Genomic DNA, 453 nt, shown 5'->3' with positions numbered 1-453 from the left:
GTAGATTTTTAGACAATATAAAACCATGAGGTGTCTCATTTGAGATTTGCCTCGTGGTTTCTCATTAGCTCTATTTCAAAAATATCATGTTATTTCATAAAGCCGTCGCTTCTTTGTTTTAAACTATATTATTTAGTTTTCTTTTTTCTTCTTAACAGACTTGCAGCAATCATCACTGATGATAAACCAAGTGTTAATAAAGAAGCAAAGCTTGTTTGATCGCCTGTATTTGTACTTGTTTGTTTTTTAGAATCTTGAGATTCTTTTCCAGCAACCATTGTTTCTTTTCCTTGTGAATCTGTTTTCCCTGAATTTGATCCATTAGGTTTTGATTCATCTGGTTTTTGTTCATCACCTTTAGAATCATCTTTACTTACTGTAGCTTCTACAGCTTCACTTTCTTTTGATGTTGTATAAATTTCATCTCCTAAAACAACAACTTTATATGAATAT

1 protein-coding gene is annotated in these 453 nt (G+C 30.9%); it reads right to left on the bottom strand.

Annotated elements, in window-relative coordinates:
- Positions 1 to 128: 128 nt before the first annotated feature.
- Positions 129 to 453, bottom strand: a 325-nt coding sequence (locus DW911_RS11015) for an LPXTG cell wall anchor domain-containing protein (RefSeq protein ID WP_199669467.1), incomplete at its 5' end; no start/stop codon positions are given.

The sequence above is a fragment of the Erysipelatoclostridium sp. AM42-17 genome, from assembly GCF_003480255.1.
Classification (GTDB): domain Bacteria; phylum Bacillota_I; class Bacilli_A; order Erysipelotrichales; family Coprobacillaceae; genus Faecalibacillus.
Note: the sequence above shows the minus strand (reverse complement) of the source record. Positions and strands in the feature narration are given on the sequence as shown.